The 2,695-nt window shown below is 49.0% G+C and carries 1 rRNA gene (cut by a window edge); it reads left to right on the top strand.

Annotated features, from left to right (window positions below):
* Nucleotides 1–2,682 (top strand): 23S ribosomal RNA (locus V7S74_RS00005); it begins 257 nt to the left of the window's first position.
* The last annotated feature ends 13 nt before the right edge of the window (nt 2,683–2,695 follow it).

The following is a 2,695-nucleotide window of genomic DNA, read 5'->3' as shown; positions in this document are numbered from 1 at the left end:
CCTATTTAAGATAGGAGGCGAACCTGCTGAACTGAAACATCTAAGTAAGCAGAGGAAGAGAAAACAAAAGTGATTCCGTAAGTAGTGGCGAGCGAACGCGGATTAGCCCAAACCAGTGTTGTTGCGGCAAGACTGGGGTTGTAGGACCACGATATCGATTATATAAATCAACGAGAACTGTCTGGGAAGGCAGGCCATAGAAGGTGAGAGCCCTGTATTGGTAAGTTTATGTAATTGTAGTGGTATCCTGAGTAGGGGGGGACTGGAGAAATCCCCTTTGAATCTGCCGGCACCATCCGGTAAGGCTAAATACTACCAAGAGACCGATAGTGAACGAGTACTGTGAAGGAAAGGTGAAAAGTACCCTGAGTAAGGGGGTGAAAAGACCCTGAAACCATACGCTTACAAGCGGTCGGAGCCCTTTCGTGGGGTGACGGCGTGCCTTTTGCATAATGAGCCTACGAGTTACTTTCACTGGCGAGGTTAATCACGTTGACGTGAGCAGCCGGAGCGAAAGCGAGTCTGAATAGGGCGCTTAGTCAGTGGGAGTAGACGCGAAACTTTGTGATCTACCCATGAGCAGGTTGAAGCTCCGATAACACGGAGTGGAGGACCGAACCAGTTTACGTTGAAAAGTATTTGGATGACTTGTGGGTAGGGGTGAAAGGCCAATCAAACTGAGAAATAGCTCGTACTCCCCGAAATGTTTTTAGGAACAGCCTCGGGGTTAAGTTTTAAGCAGGTAAAGCTACCGATAGGACTAGGGGGAGTCAAATCCTACCAAATCCTGACGAACTCTGAATGGCTTAAAATATACCCGGGAGTGAGGGCTGGGGTGCTAAGGTCCCAGTCCGAGAGGGAAAGAACCCAGACCAACAGCTAAGGTCCCAAAATCTTTACTAAGTTGAACTAAGGAAGTCTGATTGCAGTGACAGCCAGGATGTTAGCTTGGAAGCAGCTATTCATTTAAAGAGTGCGTAACAGCTCACTGGTCGAGCGAGGCGGGCATCGATAATAAACGGGCATCAAGTAAAGTACCGAAGCTTTGGATTATATTTATATACTGGTAGGGGAGCATTCTGATCTGCGGAGAAGGTGAAGCGACGAGCTTTGCTGGAGCGTTCAGAAAAGCAAATGTAGGCATGAGTAACGATAATGAGGGCGAGAAACCCTCACGCCGAAAGACTAAGGTTTCCTCAGCTATGCTAATCAACTGAGGGTTAGTCGGGGGCTAAGGGTCTAGCGAAGGCGACAACCTAATGCACAACAGGTTAATATTCCTGTACTTACTTATTGGGCAAATAGATGACGGAGATTACAGGTTACCAGATACTGACGGAATAGTGTCTTTGAGAGGCGGCAGCAATGCCAAAACGAGTGTAGTGAGTAAACTTCCAAGAAAAGTCTAGGCGTGTATAACTGATAAGTAACCCGTACCGTAAACCGACACAGGTGGTCGAGAAGAATATTCTAAGGCGCTCGAGTGAATCACGGCTAAGGAACTCGGCAAATTAACCCTGTAACTTCGGGATAAAGGGAGCCACGAGCAATCGTGGCCGCAGAGAAATGGCCCAGGCGACTGTTTAACAAAAACACATGGCTTTGCTAAATCGAAAGATGACGTATAAGGCCTGACACCTGCCCGGTGCTGGAAGGTTAAGGGGGGATGTTAGCCGCAAGGCGAAGCATTGAACTGAAGCCCCAGTAAACGGCGGCCGTAACTATAACGGTCCTAAGGTAGCGAAATTCCTTGTCGGGTAAGTTCCGACCTGCACGAATGGTGTAACGATCTGGGCACTGTCTCAGCCGTGAGCTCGGTGAAATTGTAGTAACGGTGAAGATGCCGTTTACCCGCAACGGGACGGAAAGACCCCATGAACCTTTACTATAGCTTAGCATTGAGTTTTGGTACTGGATGTGTAGGATAGGTGGGAGGCTGTGAGCCGGTGTCGCTAGGCATCGGGGAGCCAACGTTGAAATACCACCCTTCTTGTACTGGAATTCTAATCCCCAAAGGGGAGACATTGCTTGGTGGGTAGTTTGACTGGGGTGGTCGCCTCCAAAAGAGTAACGGAGGCTTTCAAAGGTTCCCTCAGCACGCTTGGTAACCGTGCGTAGAGTGCAATAGCAAAAGGGAGCTTGACTGTGAGACCGACAAGTCGATCAGGTACGAAAGTAGGATATAGTGATCCGGTGGTTTAGTATGGAACAGCCATCGCTCAAAGGATAAAAGGTACTCTGGGGATAACAGGCTGATCTCCCCCAAGAGCTCACATCGACGGGGAGGTTTGGCACCTCGATGTCGGCTCGTCACATCCTGGGGCTGGAGAAGGTCCCAAGGGTTCGGCTGTTCGCCGATTAAAGTGGCACGCGAGCTGGGTTCAGAACGTCGTGAGACAGTTCGGTCCCTATCTGTTGTGGGCGTAGGAATATTGACAGGTTCTGACTTTAGTACGAGAGGACCGAGTTGGACTGACCGCTGGTATATCAGTTGTTCTGCCAAGGGCATAGCTGAGTAGCCACGTCGGGACCAGATAAGCGCTGAAAGCATCTAAGTGCGAAACTGACCTGAAGATGAGTATTCCATGAAGGGTCCGTGTAGACGACACGGTCGATAGGCTACAGATGTAAAGACAGTAATGTCAAAGTCGAGTAGTACTAATTACCCGAAAGCTTACCTTTTATTAATTTACAC

Source organism: Aquirufa novilacunae, from assembly GCF_045310505.1.
GTDB classification, from domain to species: Bacteria; Bacteroidota; Bacteroidia; order Cytophagales; family Spirosomataceae; genus Aquirufa; species Aquirufa novilacunae.
Note: the sequence above shows the minus strand (reverse complement) of the source record. Positions and strands in the feature narration are given on the sequence as shown.